The organism is Rhizobium sp. RCC_161_2, from assembly GCF_041355235.1.
Lineage (GTDB): Bacteria > Pseudomonadota > Alphaproteobacteria > Rhizobiales > Rhizobiaceae > Rhizobium.
This window is the reverse complement of the sequence record NZ_JBFUPL010000002.1, coordinates 588677-608730: the sequence shown is the minus strand read 5'-3', so window position 1 is coordinate 608730 and position 20054 is coordinate 588677. Positions and strand designations below refer to the sequence as shown.

Sequence of the window (20054 nt, the reverse complement as noted above, 5' to 3'; positions counted from 1 at the left end):
GACACGGTTGGCCACAGGCAATAAATCTATCTTTAAAGCTGGGAAATCATAAAAGTCTATAGATTTCCTATATTTATCTTGCGTCGGGGCTTCTGGTGAGTTTTGCTCAAATCGAAGAGATGTCGAGCAAAAGAATACGGACTTGCCGGGGCATTAGAATTTCTGTTTCTTCAATCTTGTGGCTGCAAAGGCGATATTCGGGCAATCTCGAAGTGGAATGATAATGCCTCCCAGGACTGACCAGCTCTCGGTGTTTCCAGCTTTCTTTCGCGTGGAAGGAAGGATCACGGCCGTCTTCGGGAATGGTGACGAGGCTTTCGCCAAGACCCGGCTTCTGATGAACACCCAGGCAAAGATCGTTGCCTATGCCACGGCGCCGGAAGCGGACTATCATTCCTTCCTGATCGCCAACCGTATCGAAACCGTGCGTGCCGCTTTCTCTTCGGAGCAGGTCAAGGGCGCTGCCCTGGTTTTCGCCGCCACTGGCGACGCCGAGGCCGACCGCGCAATCGTTGATGCGGCACGTGTTGAGAGAATCCCGGCAAACGCGGTCGATCAGCCCGACTATTGCGATTTCTACACCCCGGCGCTCGTCAATCGCGCTCCGGTCGCCGTTGCCATCGGCACCGAAGGCGCCGGTCCGGTGCTGGCGCAGATGATCCGCGCGCAGATCGATCAGATGCTGTCGCCCTCGCTCGGTAAGCTCGCGGAACTGGCGACACGCTACCGTAAGCCCGTCGACCGCCTGGTGCCGCGCGGCGTCGCCCGCCGCGTCTTCTGGCGCCGCTTCTTTTCCGGCCCCGTTGCCGATGCCGTCAGCGCCGGCCACCTGCCGCAGGCCGAGCATGCCGCTGATACTCTGTTGCATTCGGCGCACAAGGTCGAAGGCCATGTCTGGCTGGTCGGTGCTGGTCCCGGTGCCGAAGACCTGCTGACGCTGCGTGCCCAGCGCGTGATGATGGAAGCCGACGTCATCGTTTATGACGCGCTCGTGCCGCAGGCGATCGTCGATATGGGGCGCCGCGATGCGGAGCGCCTCTCGGTCGGCAAGCGCAAAGGCTGCCATTCGAAGTCTCAGGAAGAGATCAACAACCTGCTGGTGCAGCTTGGCCGCGACGGCAAGCGTGTCGTGCGGCTGAAATCCGGTGATCCCTTGGTCTATGGCCGGGCGGGCGAAGAAATGGCCGCGATGCGCGCCGCCGGTGTTACCTATGAGATCGTTCCGGGCATCACCTCGGCCTTTGCCGCCGCTGCTGATTTCGAGCTGCCGCTGACGCTGCGCGGTGTCGCCTCGTCGCTGGTCTTCACCACGGGCCATGACCTGACCGGCGACGTCCTGCCGGATTGGGCGAGCCTTGCTATTTCCGGCGCGACCATCGCCGTCTATATGGGCCGCACGGTTGCCGCTTCCGTCGCCGGCCGCTTGATGGAAGCCGGGCTTCCGCCCGAGACCACCGTCGCCGTTATCGAGAACGCCAGCCGCCGCGACCGCCGTCTGATGCACGGTACGTTGAAGGACCTGCCAGATCTCGAGCATCGCGACGAGCTGAGCGGTCCGGTCATGGTCATCATCGGCGAGGCCGTTGCTGGTGCCAATTTCGAACAGTCCGAGCCGCTGGTCCGTCAGGAGACTGCCGCTCAAGAATTTGCAAGGAGCTGATCCCATGGTCGACAAGGTTCTGACCGCTAACCGGCTGACCGATGGTGTCGCCGTCTGGTTGAATGCCAATGGCGAGTGGGTAACGTCCCTGCAGGAGTCACTGGTTGCCCGTCATGCCGAGGCCGAAGCTGCGCTGGAAGCGATCGGCAAGCAGGCTTATGCCGATAACAAGGTTGTCGACGTCAATCTGATCGAAGTTCAGGAAACCGGCGGCAAGCTTTGGCCGCTGCGCCTGCGCGAGCGTATTCGCGCCGAAGGTCCCACCATGGAATACGCGCCGGGCTATGCCGCGGCCGATCCGGAATTTATTGCAGTCTGAGGAAGCCCCGAGGAAGTTTATGTATCGCTACGACGAATTTGACCACGCCTTTGTCGCGGAACGCGTTGCCCAGTTCCGCGATCAGGTGGAGCGGCGCCTTTCGGGAGAACTCGCCGAAGATGCGTTCAAGCCGCTGCGCCTGATGAACGGCGTCTATCTGCAGCTGCATGCCTACATGCTGCGCATCGCCATTCCCTATGGTACGCTGAGCTCGCGCCAGATGCGCATGCTCGCCCATATCGCGCGCACCTATGACCGTGGCTACGGTCATTTCACCACCCGTCAGAACCTGCAGTTCAACTGGCCGAAGCTCTCGGATATGCCAGACGTGCTGGCGGAGCTTGCGTCCGTCGAGATGCATGCCATCCAGACCTCGGGCAACTGCATTCGCAACGTCACCGCCGATCATTTTGCCGGTGCTGCGGCAGACGAAGTCGCCGACCCGCGTCCTTACGCTGAAATCCTGCGGCAATGGTCGTCGGTCCATCCGGAATTCTCCTTCCTGCCGCGCAAGTTCAAGATCGCTGTCACCGGCGCCGAGCGCGACCGTGCCGCAATCCAGGTGCACGATATCGGCCTGCATCTGAAGAAGAACGACAAAGGCGAGATCGGCTTTGCCGTCTATGTCGGAGGCGGGCAGGGCCGCACGCCGATGGTTGCCAAGCTGATCCGCGACTTCCTGCCGGAAGAGGACCTGCTGTCCTACACGACCGCCGTCATGCGCGTGTACAATCTGCATGGCCGCCGCGATAACAAATACAAGGCCCGCATCAAGATTCTGGTGCACGAAACCGGTGCCGAGGAACTGGCACGTCAGGTCGAAGCCGAATTCGTCAAGCTGAAGGACACGGAGCTGAAGCTCCCCGAAGCCGACGTTCAGGCGATCTCCGCCTATTTCGCCCCGCCGGCTCTGCCTGAGCGCGCCGAAGGCTGGGAAAGCCTTGCCCGCTGGAAGAAGACCGATCCGGACTTCGCCCGCTGGGTGCAGCAGAACGTGCAGCCGCACAAGAATCCCGATTACGGCATGGTGACGATCTCTCTGAAGCCGATCGGCGGCATTCCGGGCGATGCCTCGGATGCGCAGATGGATGTGGTCGCCGATATCGCCGAGGAATATGCCTTCGACGAAATTCGCGTCAGCCACGAACAGAACCTGATCCTGCCGCATGTGGCGCTCGCCGATCTCGAAGCCGTCTATCGCGGCCTGGTTTCCGCTGGGCTCGAAACCGCCAATGCCGGTCTGATCACGGATATCATTGCCTGTCCCGGGCTCGACTATTGCGCGCTCGCCAATGCCCGCTCGATCCCGCTTGCGCAGGAAATTTCGACGCGTTTCGGCTCGGCCGAGCGTCAGGCGGAGATTGGTGAGCTGAAGATCAAGATCTCCGGCTGCATCAATGCCTGCGGTCATCACCATGTCGGCCATATCGGCCTGCTCGGCGTCGAGAAGAAGGGTGCGGAACTCTATCAGATCACGCTCGGCGGCTCCGGTGACGAACACACCTCGATCGGTGAAATCATCGGCCGCGGCTTCGAGCCGAACAAGGTCACCGACGCCATCGAGACGATCGTCGACACCTATCTTGGCCTGCGCCTTGATCCGTCCGAAATCTTCCTCGATGCCTATCGGCGTGTCGGGCCGCAGCCCTTCAAGGATGCGCTCTACGGCTCGGCTTCGGCCGAAGCGGCATAAGGAGATGACCATGACAAAGATTTGGCGCGAGAGCGGTTTTGTCGAGAACGATCCCTGGATTATCGAGACCGAGGAGTTGAAGGCGACTGAAGAGCAGAAGCCGCTGCTGAGCCTCGATGACCTGATCGCCAAGGCTGAAGAGAGCAACGATGTCGGCCTCGGCGTGGTGATCAAGCCGGCCGACGATGTGACGAAGCTGCAACCCTATCTCGATCGGCTGGCCATCGTTGCCGTGGCTTTTCCGGCCTTCAGTGACGGTCGCGCTTTCAGCCACGCCTCGCTGCTGCGCCAACGGCTCGGCTTTACCAACGAGCTGCGTGCGGTCGGCGATGTGCTGATCGACCAGATTCCGCTGATGCTGCGTGTCGGTATCGACAGCTTCGCAGTGACCAACGAGACGGCGCTGAAGCGGCTTTCGGAAAACCGCCTGCCTGGCATTCCGCATTACTATCAACCGACGGCCCGGCCTGCCCAGGGCGGCGAGACCTATAGCTGGCGCCGTCAGGCAGCCAAGACGGCCTGATTCGGCTGTTCATTTCAGGAATTGCGACGATAGGATATACATCGGATTGCCGCAATTCTGGCGATGACTATATGTGGCCTGCGAGACCGCATAAAACTTGACTAGAATACGCATATTTTATGCTGGCGCCGCGAGATGGAATGGAATGCCTTTAAATCCGGGCTATAGTGTAATATGAGCCTCGCCAGACGCAGACAGACAAGAACACGCCTTACGACGAATACGGGATCTGAGACCGAATGAACGCCCCCGCCAAGACCGAAGAATTTGTTTCCGCAGTTCCTGCCGGCGTTTTTGCCGAGAAGGTGCTGAGCGTGACGCATTATACCGACCGGCTCTTTCGTTTTACGATGACCCGGCCGCAGGGCTTCCGTTTCCGCTCGGGCGAGTTCGCAATGATCGGCCTGATGGTTGACGGCAAGCCGCTTTATCGCGCCTATTCGATCGCAAGCCCGGCCTGGGCCGAAGAACTTGAGTTCTTCTCGATCAAGGTACCGGATGGCCCGCTGACCTCGCATCTGCAGAACATCAAGCCCGGCGACGAAGTGCTGATGCGCAAGAAGCCGACGGGTACGCTGGTGCTCGATGCGCTGACGCCGGGTAAGCGGCTCTATATGTTTTCGACCGGCACCGGTATCGCACCCTTCGCGAGCCTGATCCGCGATCCCGAGACCTATGAAAAGTTTGAGGAAGTGATCCTCACCCATACCACCCGCGATGTCGCCGAGCTGAAATATGGCTTCGATCTCGTGGAGGAAATTCGCAATGACGAGCTTCTGAGCGAGGTCGTCGGCGACAAGCTGCGCCACTATGCGACCGTTACCCGCGAAGACTATCCCTTCAAGGGCCGCATCACCGATCTCATGGAAAATGGCAAGCTCTTCACCGATCTCGGTATTCCGGCGCTCGATCCAGAGACCGATCGCGGCATGATCTGCGGTTCCTCGGCGATGCTGAAGGATACCAAAGAGCTGCTGGAGAAGGCTGGTCTCAACGAGGGCGCCAACAGCAAGCCGGCCGAATTCGTCATCGAGCGCGCTTTCGTCGGCTGAGCTCTCTCAGATATTGCAATAGGCAAGGGCGGCCTTGATATCGAGGCCGCCTTTTTCATTTACCGCTGAGATAGTCAATCAGCATCGCCATTGCCTTGCCGGCGTCTTCGGCATTGCCCTGATGAATGGCCTGGATTACGCCGACGTGCAGCGCAATCGCCCGGCCCATGCCGTCGGGTGGCGCGGTGGAGTACCAGAGCCGGCGCGAGTGGGTCTGCACAGGGCCGAGCGCTGCTGTGATGAAGCCGTTCGGACAGGCCTCTTCCAGGATTTCATCGAATGTCTTGTCGGCGGCGAAAAAGCCGGGCAGGTCGCCGGTGACGGCGCAATCCGTCATCAGGCGGGCGCATTCGAGCAGTAGCTCGCGTTGCTGCTGGCTGGCGTTGACGGCAACCAGTGAAGCCGCGATCGGTTCCAGCTCGCGCCTGACCTGCATGACATGCATGTGGTCTTCCGGCCGAATTTCGGCGATCTGCAGCCCGACGCGCGGCCGCACATGGATCAGCCCCTGCCACGCCAGCTTCTGGATCGCCTCGCGCACCGGCGTGCGCCCGTGGCCCGCAAGCTCGATCAGTTGCTTTTCCGTGACGAGCGCGCCGGGCTTCAGCACCAGCGTAACGATCAGGTGCTCCAGGGCAAGATAGGCGAGGTGGCTTTGCGAATTCTGCATCCCAGCCGATTCCAATGTCCATGCTGATATATCATTTTTTGGCACGCCGCATTTGCGATGGCAAGGCGTACTGATATATCAGCATGGAGAGAGGGGTGCTGTCGTGCGTCTCATGCTGGCTGCTATGGCGACGGAAGAAGCCGGCTAAACCCCCGGGCTCCCGCCGCATCATGTCGATTAATGGCCGATGACTGTGGAGAGAGTCGGCGGCTTCCGCTTGGCGGCCATCAGCAGATCCAGCTCGGTGGCCGAGGGGCCGAACTTGTCGAAGAGACGTTTGGCCTCCTCGTCGTCGAGGCGATATTTCCGCGCGAATTCGGCGATGCTGTAGGGGCGACCGCGCAGGACCTTGCGGTTCGGCGTCTGATTGGCGCTTTCCATCATACTTCCAAACTCCTCTTTGCTTCTGCTTCGTACCTAGCGCTCCTCGTGAGGTTGAAAAGGGTCTCGGTTGGCTGAGCGCATGTACAAGCAATAAAAAAAGGGAAGGCGGTTGTCCCGTCTTCCCTTCTGTTCCCACTCGGGGCGAGCTTTCGCCCGCGGGGCGTCTATCGCCTGATCAGTCGTCCGACGAAGATCAGTATGCAAGCACCGATGAAGCCGGTGATCAGATAGTTGATCAATGCACTATCGAAGGGCAGCCTGATGCCCAGTATCCCAAACAGCCAACTGGCGACGAGTGCTCCGACAATACCGAGAACGATATTCATGATTATGCCGGTGTTGCTTTTCATGATCATTTCAGCAAACCAGCCGGCAAGGCCACCAATAATAATAGCTGCAATCCAACCGACTTCCATAAGGTCCTCCTAAGACTCGGTGGGTTGTTCACAAATGCTGATATACACCAAAAGCGATTCGTGCGGCAAACAATTGCGCGCGTAAGGTGGGGAGCGGCCATCGCCATCACGACTATGGACGGTTATTGTTACAATTGGCCCTACGCGCTCGGATTAATTGATATATCGAAAAGATATTTTCCGGCTCTGCGAAGGTCCAGTTTTCAGCCGATCCCAGCGATTCCGTCGGGGGTGCCGATGGATTTTGCGACATCAACCTGCGGAAAAGCATTTTACGACGCCGCAAGGGCGATTTTATGGGTTGACCGCAATAGGGCGCCTGCATATGTTCCGCGCACTTCCAGCCGGGGTGCCAATCACCCGCGGACGGGGAGAGCGTAGCTCAGCTGGTAGAGCAACTGACTTTTAATCAGTAGGTCTCGGGTTCGAACCCCGACGCTCTCACCAAAATTTCCTTAAATTTCGGTGCGTTACAAAGGCTACTAATTGAGCGATAGCTGTGTCGGCCTTTAGGCTAACGGGCCGCTAACGGTCGCGGCGCTCCCGTTGCAAGCTTAAGCAGTAAATTCGTGCAGCCGCGCAGTATCAAAAGTTTAGATGGCCCTCTATTCCATCTTAAAGTCGCATAGCGCCCTTCCTATATCTACCTGTGGTTCTAATTCAGGAGGGGATAATGGAAGTCAAAATAAAACGCTTGTCTGGCAACTGGGATGACGGCTATGCGCTCGACAAACATATGCTATCGAGCACTTTTGTTGGATATAACGCGTCTGGTTACCCCATGTTTGATAACCACCGCACAGAAGCGGGCGAGGCTATCTACAAGCTAAAGTACGGTGGCGTTTGGGACAATAGCCCTATTTTAGCGAAGGCGGTCCTTGATAATATCGTTCCCCGTTTTCCTGGAATTGGCTTAGTTGTGCCTATGCCTGCCTCTGAAACGCGCGCGAGGCAGCCTGTTAACGAAGTTGCCAGCGATTTGGCAAAGCTGATGAAGGTTACATCGTTCGACGGTATAATTGTTAAAGCTCCTTCAGCTACGGGCAAAAAGCTAAAAGACCTTGGTACCAAGGAAGCGAAAGACGCCGAGCTCGCAGGTAGGTTCTCGATCAATGACGCAATAGTGGGTAATGGTAAGTGGAATGCGCTGCTAGTCGACGACCTTTTTGACAGCGGTGCTTCAATGGAGGCCGCGACGAAAGCATTGAGGTCTTATGCAAAGATTGACGGTATTTATGTCGTTGCACTCACATGGAAGTAAGAAATGCAATCAGTTTTTGTGGCCGGTTCCATTACGATAAAAAACTTGCCGACGGCCTTTGTAGAGAAGCTTGATAGCTTACTTGCAGCGAACCTTGGCGTTCTGGTCGGGGACGCGAGCGGCACAGACAAAGCAGTGCAGGAAGTTCTAAGGGACCGGGGGGCCGAATCTGTGACCGTCTACTGTTCCGGATCGCATCCACGCAATAATTTGGGCGACTGGCCTGTACGACATGCAAGTAGTGATGCAGAGCCTGGAACAAAGGCGTTTTTCGCGGCCAAAGACATTCTGATGGCCGAGAACGCCGATGTAGGATTGATGCTTTGGGACGCGAAGAGCACCGGAACATTAAGCAATGTCATTGAATTGACGCGACGGAGAAAAAAGAGTGTCGTCTTCGTCAACAAACGTGGTGGTTTCACGATCATCAGAGACATTCCGTCCCTTCGAAATCTCGTTGAGCTTATGTCCGTTGGGGCACGAGAGTTGGCAGAGAAAAAGATAAGACTATCTATTAAGCTAAATGAACTCGATAACGAACAGCTGGGATTTTCATTTTAGATCAGCCGCCTGACCACGTCCCCGGCCTGCTCCCATACGCGGCGCAGCGCCGCCTCGTAGTCGTCCTCCATCGAGAACAGCACGCGGTTAGGCAGAGCCTCGCCAATCTGCCGCCAGCTCATGCCTGCGGCCCGGCGTACGACAACCTCCTGCCACGGCCTCGGCAGCGCCGCTACCGCAGCGACGATCTCCTCGGCCGCGTCCTCCATGTGGCGGCGCTCCACACGACGGCCATCGTCCTGGGCAGCCTCGGCGTCGCGCACAAGCTTCATCCAGCTCTCGCCCAGCTCCTTGGCAAGCTGGACGAATACGGCGTGGTTGAGGACGAACACCTTCTGCCAGCTCTGCCGCGCCAAGAGCGGCCCGACAATTCTCCCGCTGTGCATCCGGGGGAGGACTGCGCCATAGACCAGACGCAACGCCTTCTCCGTGCGGGCAAGATCGCTCCTAGCTGTCGAGCGAATCGGCGGACCGTCCGGATTTCGGTCGGCCCGTATCTGTGCATTTCCCTTTTTGCGGCTCAATGCATGCCCTTCAGTCGCGCCACCTGAGCAGCAAAGCCCCCGGTGTCGACCCCGCCGCTGGCTGCGGCGGTGTAGGCCTCGCCCCCTTCGGCGATCCAGTTGACGGCGGCCAGCTCGGCCTCCTCGGAGCCACGCTGGCCTACGGCGATCACCTTGCCGTCCTTCAGGCCGAACTTGTGCTGCGAGATGAACAGCGCCACCGCCGCGTCCAGCAGCTCCGGCTTGACGTGCTGCGCGGCAAGGCCCGCCCGCACGTACTCGACCACCTGACGGCGGCGACCCTCGTCCTTTAGGCGGGTGTTCTCGGCCTTAAGAGCGTACTTATCGATACGGTCGGACAGGTGGGCGACAAGCTCGTCGCGTCGGGTGCTGTCGAGCCGAAGGCGCTCGCCGTCCTGCCTGTAATAGCTGCGCAGACCCTCAGCTACATCCTCCGGTCGGGCAATCTCCTCCGGCAGCTCCTGTGCCCGCTTGACCACGTCCTCAAGATCGAGATCGACTGTTACCTTCATGTTTTCTACTCCTGCTTTGCGATGGCGGCCGCAATGGCCTGCTCGGCGGCCTGCGATCTGGCCGATGCGTCGGCAATCTCGATAGCCGCGCCGGTCGTGGCGGTAGCGATGTAGTTGATGAACGACCGGCCGGTCCGCTCCGTGGCCTCCAGCGCGTCGGCAAGGCGTCGGCGGCGCTCGGTGGCCTCGGGATGGAACGTCGTGCGGTAGCGGTTGCGCACCATGTCGTGGCGAGCCTGACTCATGCCAGTCAGCATTGCCGGTCCCCGGAGAACCGCAGAGATGATGCTCAGGTCTTTCTCTTCGAAGGCGCGGCTGACTACCTCCTCGCGGGTCTTGTCGGACAGCGCGGCAAGGCGACCGCGTATCTCGGCCTCAAGCCCGGCTGTCAGCGCGTCGCGCGGTGCCGGGGGCATGCTGGTCAGCGTGTCGGCCTCCTCCACCTCGCGCTGAGCTCTGGCCTTGGCCTCGTCCAGCTTCCTCGCCGTCGCCTCGGCCAGCTTCAGAGCGTTGTCGCGCAGCCTGAGCCGGGCAGCGGTCGGCGCAAGCAGCCGGTCGGAGGCGAGCGTGTCGGCATAGGAGGCCAGCGCCTCGCTGTTCTGGCGTGTCAGCCGGACGGCAGCCACGAGCGCGGCGAGCGCGGCATCGCCAACCACTTCGCCGGACGGTGATCGCGCATAATGCCGCTCCACAGCGGCCTCGTGAATGTCTATTGGTGGCTTCAGCTTCATCGTCTTCTCCTTTGGTCTAGTTGAGCCCCACAACGGCGGACTCGCCGCCGCTGTACCGGGGGCGGGCTGCCCACCAGAGAGCGATGGCGATGCTGAGGATGAGGTCGTCGTGCTTGCCCTCGCGGGCGTTGAAGGACGAGCGCCCGGCTGTGCTCACTGTGCGGCGGAAGTCCTTCAGTTCATCGGCCAGCGCCCCGGCGTCGGTCAGTTCGGCTGCAAAGCGCAGCTCCCCGGTATGCAGGCGAGCGTCCACGCCGCTGATCAGGATACCCTTGGGCACATGCCAGCGGCGGTTTTCGGGATTGGTAACTTCGTTTCCGGCGGTGATGGCGACGCGCTGGGGGCGCATGCCGCTCGTCTCGAATATGTCGGCGACAGCGCGACCAACGCCGGTCTCATCAATGACGAGGTCGCATGCCTCAGCCAGCGCAGGATGGGCCAGCCGCTCCGCCACCAAGCCGACGACAGCCGGATAGGGAGTACCCAGCGGCACGCGCTCAAGGGCGACTACGTTGAACCGCTCTATGCTCTTCTCTCGGGCGATGTTGGTGGTCGCGCCGTCGCTGTAGGTAATGGCCCAGTCGTCCGTCGGCGTCACCGTATGGTGAATTACAGAGATTGCGGTTGGGTCGTTCGACTGGCCGAGGTCCACGCCCATGACGAACCGGCTGACGGCCTGAACCGGATACCGCCGCCAAGGCCTTCCGTGGTCTCGACGAACTTCTCCTACTACGACTACCACAGCGCTCTGACCTCCTGCGTGAATGCGGCCTCGATGATGCCGAGCGGAAAGACGGCCTCCTCGGGATCGTGGAACTCCAGCTCGTACTCCTCGCTGAACTTGATGGCGCCAAGGGCCTTTAGCTCCTCGGCAAGAAACTCCGCCGTTATCCGGGGGCACTGGCTGGCGGGCACTCTGACGCGCTCCCACTTCTGGTCGTCGCTGGTCCATGCCTCGTGGAACCAGCCGCGCTTGCCGGCTGGCGTGGTCAGGGCGATCATGCGGGCATCGGGCTTGGTCGCCATCATGGGCCGCACGGCGGTCAGCAGCGCATCCTCGACGCGCGACGCCTCGTCTATGACCACGAGGTCCACCCCGGCGATGCCGCGAATGGTCTTCTCCGTGCCGGGGAGGGACAGGATGCGCGCGCCGTTGGAGAACTCTGCTCGCTGCGTCGACTCGTTGACTAGGCGCGGCGCGCCCTCCAGCTGACCGAGGAAGTTGACTATGGTGCGGAACAGCTCGTTCGATTGGCGCTGCGTTGGGCTGACGACGACGATCTGCGCCTTCGCGATGAACAGAACCGCGTAGATGACGAGCAGGGCGGCGACGGTGGACTTGCCCGACTGGCGCGAGCACAGAAGCAGGACGCGCCGGGGATAGTCGCGCAGCAACCGCGCCTGCCACGGATCGGGTGTGAGGCCGCAGTCGTTAGCCATGACGACGGGATCAAGGGCGCGGGCAAGATCGCGGGCCATCATGGGCGCGGCCTCCGTCTGGCAGAGAGAATGATGACGGTGACAGGCCAACATGTACCGTTAAAAGGAGAAAAATCCCGGCAACACGTTGGCCTGTCCGCGCTCGGGCTATGAGGAACCCTGCGCATATAGTCGCCATCGGGCCGATAAAGAGTAGCAATACTGGCCCGGTGACTCACGACTCTTCCTCCGACGCGCGGGAAGAGGACGAGGCGATGGATAATGGTGCTGCTGGCCCGGAGGCGTAGCCGTGGTCTATGGTCATGCCCTCGGCAAACCGCGTCTCCAGACCCTGAAGAACCGCAGCCACGGCTCGTGCCGCGTCGGGATGGGCCTTGAGTGCCCTGACCAGCTCCGAGCGCATCTCGATATAGGCCGGGGATATGAGGACGTTGTTGTTGATGGTGGTTCCGGTGCTCAGGTCGCCAAGCAGCTTGCCCGTCAGCTCGAAGTTGCGGTGAAGTTGGCTCGCCGCCCGCTGAGCGCCCGCCGTGTCCTGCACTTCCTCGGCTCGGTCCATCATGGCGAAGAGCCGATGGCGAAGGGCAACGATGTTGGCGAGTAGCGACTGGCTTTCGGTCTCCTTCAGCCGGTCGAGGTCCATGGGTAGGTCGGCAGGACCAGCCAGAAGCTGAGCCCTGAGCTGAGGCGGAAGATGGTTCTTCTCGTGGCGCCGGAGGCTGTCCGAGCCAAGCTTATAGCGCCGGGCAAGGGCGGCGAACGGAACCTTTCGGGCGAGGGCAAGGTCAATCGCCGCTCGTTCGCGGTTCTGGCATACGGTGCAGGGCGGCCCTTTAGCCATTGGCGGCGGTACTCGCTATTTCGACCGGCGGACTGGTTTTGATAGCTGCACGTTAGCTGAACGAGCAACTATAAGTAGTAATAGCGTGTTAAGTAATTGAAATAAAGGATTTTTATATGGGCTTAGCCTGCTAATGAAATATTAGGAGGTCCCAATCCTAGATGGCGATGCGCCTGGAGCAGATGGCAGCGGAGCGGGAATGAGGGCGGACGACACGTTATAACCGTTCGCAGCGATGAAGGCCGGGGGGCTCAAGACCGAAAGCCTGACAAAGCCCTAGTCGGATCAGAAGGCTTTGGACTCAACACCTTGGAAAACCTCATGTAATAGCGCACATAAAGCCCTAAAGTCCTAAAGTCCCACGCGGGGCACGCGTATACGTATATCCGTTCGTACGTACGCTCGATCGCGCTCATCGCATAATCCCCCGGCCTTTATCGTTCGACCTTCTGCAACGGTCAACGCCGCCTTGACCCGGCCCCGCCTACGCGGCACGAGCGCTGCGGACCCTGACAGGACCGCCAGCGCTCGCGGCAGGGTTGCGCTCTACCGTTATAGCCGCCGCGCCTAAACGCTCGCTGGTGGCCCGCTACGGCGGTTTTTATAACCGCGACCGCCATCACCATAAAACAGACGACGCGGCCGGATTTAAAGCCCGCGCCGCGCCGCCTAAAACTTTGTCGCCCGCCCGGCGACTTTACGCCGTTGCCTCCATCAGATGGGAGGCCTGTCCGTCTTCGGCAGTGGTAGCTGGGGCATGGCCCCGTTGAGAAGACCCATCCGCACCCACCATACCTCGGTCGTCTTCTTGCAGATTGGGGCAGTAGTCTTGTGAACATCGCAATCGACGCCGAAGCGCCCGATGCCCCTCAGCATCTCGCCGATCTTGGTGCGCGAAACTCCCTGAAGCGGCGTTCCCGGCCCCTGACACAGACGCTTGTACATATCCTTAAAGCGAAACCAGACCTTGTCCTTTTCGTCGTCGGGGTAGGGCTTGCCGAGCAGCAGCTCATCCATGTTCTCTGCCCTATGCTTATCGAATAGGAAGTCGTTCAGCGCATCGCGGAAAAGATCATGCTGCGAGGCCTCCGTGGGTGCGGCTTCTGTCTCGGCGATCGACAGGGCGGCATTGATCCGGTCGGCCCATTCGTTCACCGACAGCCGCCTGAAGCCAACCTTCAGCCGTTCGGCGCATCGCAGGTTGAACACGTCGTTCTTCCAGACCTCCCGTGACGGCAAAGTGATGTCGCCGTAGTCGGCTACCGTCACTCGCCACATCGGCTCCTCGCCGCCTTCGATCATGACGATCCTATCTATCTCGGCAAAGCGCCCCTCGTTCTCGTCGTCGCCATCGTCGCCGTCCGCACCACCGCGCTTGCGCAGCCGTCCTTCCAGCCCGTTGCGAGCATGGCTCTCGGCGGCGACGGGCTCCAGTCCGGCAGTGACGCCGGCAGCGATCAGTTTGCTAATCACCGTCTCTGGCTCAATGCGATCCTTGAGAACATACTTGCCGAACAGGAAGGCCGTATCGTGCAGGGCGCGCTTACGCCCATCGGTCAGACCAGCTATCTCGTCGCACTTCTCTGTTAGATTGCGCAGAACGCGGCTGCTCGGCGCAGAGCTCCCCGGCTTCTGCGTCGTTGCTGTTGTCTTTGCCAGCCGAGTCACGTCTGCCGGAGAGCATCGAGCCTTTTCCACATAGTAGAGAAATTCCACCACGCTCATATCAAGGCCGCGCGGTTTCACGCCCCAGCGCTCCGAGCCGCCCAGCATTGGCATGTTGATGCAGTTACCCTTCTTGCCTGGCACCGGGGGATAGACCTCGGCATCGGCATAGCCAAGACGAACAGCAATAGCCACTAATGCGGCGTTCATTTCGGCCTGATGTATCCAATCGGTGACGAACAGGAATACGTGCGCGCCGCCCGACTTCGATCTACATACGATGAGAGGCAGGGCGGCTCGCTGTATCTTGTTGGCAAGCGCGCTATGGTCGAGATCGTCATATACATCGATATCGACGAGACCCCATCGGCACATTCCATCGTGGCGCAATGGACTTATGCCGAGCGGATATGTGCCGGCAAGGTGCTTCTCCCATAGGTCGACGGTGGGCGGGTCTTTCCTGTCGCGCGGACCTTCGTCGTTCTCGTCCTTCATCTCCATCTTGGAGCCAACAAGCCGCAGCCGGGCCGGATCGTACGTCAAGTGCCGGTCCTCCGCGCCGCAGAACAGTTCGTGGAGACGCGCTGCGTGGGAGCGCCTCTCGTTGTTGATGATAGTCTCGTTCGGAGTGGTCATTCGTTGCCCTCCGCCCGCGCAAGGGCCTCCTGCCAGATCTCCTCCTCGAAGCACGCGTCCGGGTGATAGCCAACCGTCCTGAGCAGGGTGGTATCCTCCTCCTCGATCAGTCGAAGGAAGTCCCAGCATGCCTTGTTCTGCTGTTCCGTCCTGTAGCCAAGATCGAGAGGTGAGGCCGGATTGCGCCGGACGATACGCCGCTTGGATGCGCGGTCGAAGGTAGCCAGCAGACGCCGCAGCGCATACACCTTGCCGGAGAGTGGCGAGAGTGGGCGTCGGCACAGCTCCGTATCCTCGTTCGGCACCCAAACCCTCATGTACGGAGGTGCCTCGACCCGGCCAAGCTCGAAGGAGCGGTATGCTGGCGCAGGCGTCAGGCCCTTGGTGTCCTGCCACTGCATCATACGTCTCTCGCCACCGCGCCAACTATCATGGCCGAAGATGCGCCTGTAGTCGATCATTGTAGGCTTCAGCGGCGGAGTGGCCGCTTTACCGGCTGCGACTACGAGGTTATAATTTTCGGTATCGAGTGTTTTGAAGAGCAATTCGAGCTTGTTTTGATGACCCGCGCTGTCGACTAGCGCGGGTCTTCTGGTATTTTCAGCCATTGGCGACCTCCGCAATCTGGACCTCGCCTAGCTGAACAAAAGCATCGAGATCGGAGCGCCGATACATGACGCGACGACCGACACGGCAGAAGGTTGGTCCGGTCCGGCGCCATCTCCACCAGCGCAACGTGTCAACCGGAACTCCGCCTAGGTATTTTCCCGCCGCTGTGGGCGTCAGTAGTTCATTTTCACCAGCCATTACTTTCTCCATACTGAGAAATACTGCCGTTGATGGCAATGAGCTGGTTGTAGCCGGTTGAGGCTTTCAAGTATAACCGGCGCGTTTAAACGCGCGTGGTTTTAGATCAGTCGTCCGTTGCGACGGTCGTCTGCACCGCATGGACGAGCCGGGCAAGACGGTTGCGCCGGTCGTCCTTTCCGGCCTTTAGCATTCTCTTGATGTACTTGTGCCGGTCGTTAAACAGCTCCGTGTCTTTCTTACCCGCCTCGACCCCGCGCAGAACAGCGGTGAGCCATACCGTCATCCACTCGACCTCTTTGCCCTTTCCCTTTCCGGCCATATCCGGGTAATCGTGAAGCAGCACGCGCAGAACAGCATGCCAGTTGCGGGCGGTCAGTATGTCATCGCGGCGGTTCAGTGGCGTGTAAGCATCACTGAAATCGTCGTCACGTAACAGGCTAGTCCTGTTGGTCATGGCGTTCAGCTCGATCAGGTGCGCGACCACCCCGACGAATGCGCGTGTTGCGTCGGGGTTGCGCAGCCGCACCGCCACCTTGGCCCAGTCCTTCAACCCGAATGCTGCGATCAACATCTCTTTTTCCGAATGGAGCAGGCCCTCAAGTTCGGGCGCGCCATACAGCTCGTCGTAGGCGTCCGCTATCCGATCCTGCACCCAGTCGGCCAGTAGGGACTTGCCTTCCTCGTTGTTGTACGCGGGCCACGGCGGAGGTTTTGTGTCTTCGGTCACTTCTTACCTCCCCGGATAGGCACCACCTTACCCTTCTTTGCCGCCTCCTTCACGGTGCGCTCGCGCCGTGCCGCTGCCGACCGCGCGGCCTCCGCCAGAACCTCGCGGCTGACGTGGGTGTAGCGCATCGCCGTGGCGACCGACTTGTGGCCCACGACTGCCATGCCTACCGCCATCGGCAGGTCGGCGTCGGTGTAGGTCTTGGTACTGAACCAGTGTCTGATGGTGTGCGAGCTGATTCCGTATCCGGCTGCCACCTCGGCCTCCTTCATTACGCGCTTAAAAGCCGACCCCAGAACATCCACACGCAGCGGCAGCTCAGGGTCCGTCGCCGGGCAGACCCACGGCGAGCCGAAGAACCGGGGAGCAGCCTTAAGAAGCCGCTCCACCTCGGGCGTTATTGGCTTCTCAAGCTGTCCGGTCTTCGTCTTTTCCCAGATTATCAGCCCGGCCTCGCGGTCGATGTAGCTCCACTTCAGCCTGCACACCTCCCCGGCGCGCGATCCGAGGGCGAAGATGAGCCGGACGGCGAGCGCCATCGAGGGCATCAGCCGCTTGTCGGCCTCCATCTTGTCCGTCGCCGCCAGAAGGCGCGCAACCTCGTTCTCGGTGAAGAGCCTAGTCCGCCGCTTCGTACCTTTCAGCCCAAGCTCCTTGAAGTCCAGCGGTGGCGGCAGTGCGTTGCCGTAGAGCGCGGTCTTCTTCTTGCTACGCGACCAGTTGAGCGCCGCCCGTAGCATCCGCATCGCGCCCTCGGCCTGCGCCTTGGCCGGGGGCAGGGGCTTGGCGTTTGGGCTGGGCTTCTTGCTGCGGTGCTGGCGCGGGCGCTTGCTGAGCTTGTCGAACAGTGCATGGACGTCCTCCATGGTCAGCGCCCCCAGCTTTATCTTGCCGATCTCCGGCTTGAGTATCTTGTCGGCGGCTCGCTCGTATTCGTCCGCCGTCTTCTCCGCCAGTTCCGACTTCGCATGCTCGGCGACGAACAGGTCGAGCATGTAGCCCACCGTGGCGGCGTTGTTCTTGCGGTCAGCCTCGCGCTGCGCCTCCTCTCGCTCGGCAACAGGGTCCTTACCCCTGTGGTACTGATTCGCCATCTCGGTCGCCTGATCGAAGGCGTCGTCTGCCGAGGTAGCCTTGATGGTTGCCCACTTCGGCTTGCCGTTGGCGCGATAAACGTAGACGAACGCCTTGGCTCCGCTGGGGCGGATGCGCAGGCCGAAGCCTGTGAGGCGGCCATCCCAGATTATGCGGGTGGTCTTTCCGTCCTCGTGAGGCTGGGCGTTCTCCCAAACGGCTCGGGTAATCTTTTTCTTCGGCTCGGGCTGCTTGCTCATGCTGGGCCTCCGGGCTATCTTGCAGCTAACGCGCGCTCCGGCGTTAGCCCGCGCGCTCCAGCTCTAAACTAACCTGAGTTTTCAAGAAAAGATAGTATCTTCAATTATGTACACGCTCTTTCCAGCTCTGGGCTAACGCCACCAGCTCCCGTACCTGCCTACTTTTAATCAGTAGGTCTCGGGTTCGAACCCCGACGCTCTCACCACGGTTCCCTTAAGTGACCGGTTTGGTGAACTTAATCCAAAAGACACTGATCTTTCTGAGCTTGGGATAACGGCGACCGAAAGACCTGCGTTAAGTCATCAAACGCAACGGCCGTATTTCCGACATCGACGCATTGCCTGATCAGCTCTTCAGGCTTCCCAGCGCCCCGAACCACCCTGAGAATGTTGGCGGCATTCCCTGGAACGTCTTTTGCAAGGTTACTCGCGTCTTTACGCTTTTGAGGTGATACGTTTTGGAACGAAACACTTTGCGACCATTTCCAGCCGCCGTAACGCTCGTGATGAGTGACACAGGCGGATATCGACGTGTCAATACGGCACAGGATGCGACGGAGACGCTGCTGGACCATTGGCCGATTAGGGACGGTGAAGCGTATCTGACTGCGATCCAGGCCTGTCTCGACGCGATCATGGAACGCGTTCACCCGCAAGCCGCCCGAAACGCCTTTATCAAGGCGGCAGAAGAGGCTGGGGTGTCTTTGTTGCAATGAGATCAGGGTGAGGCATGGCGGTGCTCATACCCGAGCTCTTGCTTTGCTTGCGGAGACTCGGTTGATTGCTCTCATTTGCATTCAACAAAAATGGGCGGAGCGAGTGCGTGATTGGAGCCTTCAGAGATGTTTCCTTTATCGCAATCGCGATAGGCTTCACGGCCGTGAACTGCATGGCAGCCGATATTCCTTCGTTCTGGCGGAAGACGATGACCAATGATCCAGCGACCAATTGGTTTCTATCGGAAGCTATGAAGCCGCTACCGAACAAGAATGCGGAGATACTTCGAATATACAAATTGGGAGGCGTTTTCGGGAGCATGTGCGCGGGCGCCAGAATTGATAAAGCGGTAGGAAATGCATTCCTGAAAACTTCTGGCTATTCCGGCATTACCGGTAAAGAATACGAAGACGCTGCGTTTCTGGCCGACGATCAATTCAGATATTTCGATTTTCGAACTCTCGCGCATTTATGCGCAGGAAGCGACTATATGTTCGGGCCGCAAGGGCACTTGATTCCCAATTTGATCAAAGGAGCAAAAGGGGAGCCTAACATATCGTATGATCGGACTAATCCGTATATTCGTCTGCCTTCTATCTCAACAGCGCCGCACCCCCGCTAATTACTTTTTGGTCCTTGCGATCGCTCTACACACCGCCGGCAAATTTTGCCGACCACCGCAACATTCATGACGCGGCCGAATGCGTTCATTGTCACCGCACCACCCTCGAAAAGGTGATTGGCCTTCCATCTCCCGCGACGTTAGTAAGACGGCTGAATGACATAGCCGGAGTCTATCGTGTCGCTTGCCGATATCTCGCTTCTAAGTGCCTTGCTCGCCGGGGCACTTTCGTTTCTGTCGCCCTGCGTCTTGCCGCTGGTGCCGCCTTATCTCTGTTACATGGCTGGTATTTCCGTCGAGCAGTTTCGTGGTGGCGGAGCAGCAGTGGCGAGCGGGCCGAGCGTTCGTGGCAATGTGCTGTTTTCAGCGCTGTTCTTCACGCTCGGTTTTGCGACCGTCTTCATCGCGCTTGGCGCCGGCGCCTCGTCGATCGGTCTTCTGCTGCGCCAGCATCTCGATATCCTCTCCAAGATCGGCGGCCTGATCATCGTTATCATGGGTCTGAATTTCCTTGGCGTTTTCCGGCTAGGCATTCTTGCGCGTGAAGCGCGGTTCCAAGGTAGCGGTAAGCCGGCGACGCTGACGGGCGCCTATATCATGGGCCTTGCCTTCGCCTTCGGCTGGACGCCCTGCATCGGCCCGGTGCTCGGAGCGATCCTGGGGGTTGCGGCATCGCGCGAGACGATCGGCGCCGGCGCCGGGCTGCTTGCCATCTATTCGCTGGGTCTCGCTATTCCCTTCTGGATCGCCGCCGGCTTTTCCGGCGCCTTCATGAGCTTCCTGGTCCGTTTCCGCCGCCATCTCGGCACCGTCGAGAAGGTCATGGGCGGGTTTCTGGTGCTCACGGGCCTCGCCTTTATCTTCGGCTATGTCAGCGATATGGCGATCTGGTTCCAGCAGACCTTTCCAATCCTGATGAAAATCGGCTAAGCCGGACGTCATCGTCCGTCCTTGTT

The 20054-nt window shown here is 59.8% G+C and carries 24 protein-coding genes and 1 tRNA gene; 11 read left to right on the top strand and 14 right to left on the bottom strand.

The window, feature by feature from the left end; translation table 11 throughout:
• The first annotated feature begins 217 nt into the window (after nucleotides 1-217).
• The 5 genes from cysG (at nucleotide 218) to AB6803_RS07060 (ending at nucleotide 5247) form a co-directional block, all read left to right on the top strand.
• Nucleotides 218-1660: a siroheme synthase CysG gene (cysG, locus tag AB6803_RS07080; RefSeq protein ID WP_371108208.1), complete on the top strand. Its 1443-nt coding sequence runs from the start codon at nucleotides 218-220 to the stop codon at nucleotides 1658-1660.
• Between the two features lie 4 nt (nucleotides 1661-1664).
• Nucleotides 1665-1979, top strand: a complete 315-nt coding sequence (locus AB6803_RS07075) for a DUF2849 domain-containing protein (RefSeq protein ID WP_007693487.1) — start codon at nucleotides 1665-1667, stop codon at nucleotides 1977-1979.
• Nucleotides 1980-1998: 19 nt separating this feature from the next.
• Nucleotides 1999-3672: a nitrite/sulfite reductase gene (locus AB6803_RS07070; RefSeq protein WP_371108207.1), complete on the top strand. Its 1674-nt coding sequence runs from the start codon at nucleotides 1999-2001 to the stop codon at nucleotides 3670-3672.
• Nucleotides 3673-3682: 10 nt separating this feature from the next.
• A complete protein-coding gene (locus AB6803_RS07065; RefSeq protein ID WP_371108206.1) occupies nucleotides 3683-4195 on the top strand; it encodes a DUF934 domain-containing protein in 513 nt (170 codons plus the stop codon).
• 239 nt (nucleotides 4196-4434) lie between these two features.
• Nucleotides 4435-5247 (top strand): ferredoxin--NADP reductase, encoded by an 813-nt coding sequence (locus AB6803_RS07060; protein WP_371108205.1) that lies wholly within the window; start codon nucleotides 4435-4437, stop codon nucleotides 5245-5247.
• A gap of 55 nt (nucleotides 5248-5302) precedes the next feature.
• Here AB6803_RS07060 and AB6803_RS07055 read toward each other — a convergent pair whose 3' ends face one another.
• The 3 genes from AB6803_RS07055 to AB6803_RS07045 all read right to left on the bottom strand — a co-directional run bounded on the left by AB6803_RS07055 (nucleotide 5303) and on the right by AB6803_RS07045 (nucleotide 6717).
• Nucleotides 5303-5917: a GntR family transcriptional regulator gene (locus AB6803_RS07055; protein WP_371108204.1), complete on the bottom strand. Its 615-nt coding sequence runs from the start codon at nucleotides 5915-5917 to the stop codon at nucleotides 5303-5305.
• 177 nt (nucleotides 5918-6094) lie between these two features.
• The gene (locus AB6803_RS07050) at nucleotides 6095-6301 is read right to left on the bottom strand and encodes a hypothetical protein (protein WP_371108203.1); all 207 of its coding nucleotides are present in this window, start codon (nucleotides 6299-6301) and stop codon (nucleotides 6095-6097) included.
• 164 nt (nucleotides 6302-6465) lie between these two features.
• Nucleotides 6466-6717 (bottom strand): GlsB/YeaQ/YmgE family stress response membrane protein, encoded by a 252-nt coding sequence (locus AB6803_RS07045; protein WP_371108202.1) that lies wholly within the window; start codon nucleotides 6715-6717, stop codon nucleotides 6466-6468.
• Between the two features lie 371 nt (nucleotides 6718-7088).
• On the opposite strand from AB6803_RS07045, the gene AB6803_RS07040 reads away from it, so the two are divergent.
• The 3 genes from AB6803_RS07040 (at nucleotide 7089) to AB6803_RS07030 (ending at nucleotide 8539) form a co-directional block, all read left to right on the top strand.
• Nucleotides 7089-7164: transfer RNA gene (locus AB6803_RS07040), tRNA-Lys, on the top strand.
• A gap of 226 nt (nucleotides 7165-7390) precedes the next feature.
• Nucleotides 7391-7978 (top strand): ComF family protein, encoded by a 588-nt coding sequence (locus tag AB6803_RS07035; protein ID WP_371108201.1) that lies wholly within the window; start codon nucleotides 7391-7393, stop codon nucleotides 7976-7978.
• Between the two features lie 3 nt (nucleotides 7979-7981).
• A complete protein-coding gene (locus AB6803_RS07030) occupies nucleotides 7982-8539 on the top strand; it encodes a hypothetical protein (protein WP_371108200.1) in 558 nt (185 codons plus the stop codon).
• Here the strand turns inward: AB6803_RS07030 and AB6803_RS07025 are convergent.
• The 11 genes from AB6803_RS07025 to AB6803_RS06975 all read right to left on the bottom strand — a co-directional run bounded on the left by AB6803_RS07025 (nucleotide 8536) and on the right by AB6803_RS06975 (nucleotide 17759).
• Nucleotides 8536-9063, bottom strand: a complete 528-nt coding sequence (locus AB6803_RS07025) for a hypothetical protein (protein WP_371108199.1) — start codon at nucleotides 9061-9063, stop codon at nucleotides 8536-8538. The genes AB6803_RS07030 and AB6803_RS07025 overlap by 4 nt on opposite strands.
• Nucleotides 9060-9575 carry a hypothetical protein gene (locus AB6803_RS07020; RefSeq protein WP_371108198.1) on the bottom strand — a complete coding sequence of 172 codons (516 nt, stop codon included), beginning with the start codon at nucleotides 9573-9575 and terminating at the stop codon, nucleotides 9060-9062. The genes AB6803_RS07025 and AB6803_RS07020 overlap by 4 nt, the downstream gene beginning before the upstream one ends.
• 5 nt (nucleotides 9576-9580) lie before the next feature.
• Nucleotides 9581-10306: a hypothetical protein gene (locus AB6803_RS07015; protein WP_371108197.1), complete on the bottom strand. Its 726-nt coding sequence runs from the start codon at nucleotides 10304-10306 to the stop codon at nucleotides 9581-9583.
• Nucleotides 10307-10322: 16 nt separating this feature from the next.
• Nucleotides 10323-11048: a hypothetical protein gene (locus AB6803_RS07010; RefSeq protein WP_371108196.1), complete on the bottom strand. Its 726-nt coding sequence runs from the start codon at nucleotides 11046-11048 to the stop codon at nucleotides 10323-10325.
• Complete coding sequence (locus tag AB6803_RS07005; RefSeq protein ID WP_371108195.1) at nucleotides 11042-11788, bottom strand: phage terminase large subunit; 747 nt, start codon at nucleotides 11786-11788, stop codon at nucleotides 11042-11044. The genes AB6803_RS07010 and AB6803_RS07005 overlap by 7 nt, the downstream gene beginning before the upstream one ends.
• 172 nt (nucleotides 11789-11960) lie before the next feature.
• On the bottom strand, nucleotides 11961-12587 hold the full coding sequence (locus AB6803_RS07000) for a hypothetical protein (protein WP_371108194.1): 627 nt from the start codon (nucleotides 12585-12587) through the stop codon (nucleotides 11961-11963).
• Between the two features lie 714 nt (nucleotides 12588-13301).
• Complete coding sequence (locus AB6803_RS06995; protein WP_371108193.1) at nucleotides 13302-14888, bottom strand: hypothetical protein; 1587 nt, start codon at nucleotides 14886-14888, stop codon at nucleotides 13302-13304.
• On the bottom strand, nucleotides 14885-15496 hold the full coding sequence (locus tag AB6803_RS06990) for a hypothetical protein (protein ID WP_371108192.1): 612 nt from the start codon (nucleotides 15494-15496) through the stop codon (nucleotides 14885-14887). The genes AB6803_RS06995 and AB6803_RS06990 overlap by 4 nt, the downstream gene beginning before the upstream one ends.
• Nucleotides 15489-15695: a helix-turn-helix domain-containing protein gene (locus AB6803_RS06985; RefSeq protein WP_371108191.1), complete on the bottom strand. Its 207-nt coding sequence runs from the start codon at nucleotides 15693-15695 to the stop codon at nucleotides 15489-15491. Before AB6803_RS06985 ends, AB6803_RS06990 begins: the two co-directional genes overlap by 8 nt.
• A gap of 106 nt (nucleotides 15696-15801) precedes the next feature.
• Entirely contained in the window at nucleotides 15802-16425 is a 624-nt protein-coding gene (locus AB6803_RS06980) for a hypothetical protein (RefSeq protein ID WP_371108190.1), read from the bottom strand.
• On the bottom strand, nucleotides 16422-17759 hold the full coding sequence (locus tag AB6803_RS06975; protein WP_371108189.1) for a tyrosine-type recombinase/integrase: 1338 nt from the start codon (nucleotides 17757-17759) through the stop codon (nucleotides 16422-16424). The genes AB6803_RS06980 and AB6803_RS06975 overlap by 4 nt, the downstream gene beginning before the upstream one ends.
• 503 nt (nucleotides 17760-18262) lie before the next feature.
• On the opposite strand from AB6803_RS06975, the gene AB6803_RS06970 reads away from it, so the two are divergent.
• From AB6803_RS06970 to AB6803_RS06960, 3 genes are all read left to right on the top strand, one after another.
• The gene (locus AB6803_RS06970) at nucleotides 18263-18475 is read left to right on the top strand and encodes a DUF982 domain-containing protein (RefSeq protein WP_353619635.1); all 213 of its coding nucleotides are present in this window, start codon (nucleotides 18263-18265) and stop codon (nucleotides 18473-18475) included.
• Nucleotides 18476-18582: 107 nt separating this feature from the next.
• Nucleotides 18583-19098, top strand: coding sequence for a hypothetical protein (locus AB6803_RS06965; protein WP_371108188.1), 516 nt, complete (start codon nucleotides 18583-18585; stop codon nucleotides 19096-19098).
• 177 nt (nucleotides 19099-19275) lie between these two features.
• Nucleotides 19276-20028: a cytochrome c biogenesis CcdA family protein gene (locus AB6803_RS06960; protein ID WP_371108187.1), complete on the top strand. Its 753-nt coding sequence runs from the start codon at nucleotides 19276-19278 to the stop codon at nucleotides 20026-20028.
• The last annotated feature ends 26 nt before the right edge of the window (nucleotides 20029-20054 follow it).